This window comes from Tritonibacter sp. SIMBA_163, assembly GCF_046535935.1.
Classification (GTDB): Bacteria; Pseudomonadota; Alphaproteobacteria; order Rhodobacterales; family Rhodobacteraceae; genus Epibacterium; species Epibacterium scottomollicae.
On record NZ_JAWJBP010001335.1, the window covers coordinates 1 to 235 of the forward strand.

A 235-nucleotide genomic window follows, 5' to 3' on the forward strand; every position below is an offset into this window, starting at 1 on the left:
CGCGCTGACCCCGGTCAAATTCGGCATCTCCTTCACCGCCACGTGGTACAATCAGGCCGGAGCGCTGATCCCCATCTACAACGACGGTTCGATCCATCTGAACCACGGTGGCACCGAGATGGGTCAGGGCCTGAACACCAAGGCCGCGCAGGTGGTGGCCGAGGCGTTCCAGGTTGATTTCGACCGCATCAAGATCACCACGACCACCACGGAAAACGTTCCGAACACATCGGCC

1 protein-coding gene is annotated in these 235 nt (G+C 60.9%); it reads left to right on the top strand.

What is annotated here, in order from left to right; all coding sequences use genetic code 11:
- The coding region (locus tag R0J92_RS26635; RefSeq protein ID WP_411053894.1) for a molybdopterin cofactor-binding domain-containing protein at positions 1-235 on the top strand (235 nt) is incomplete at both ends.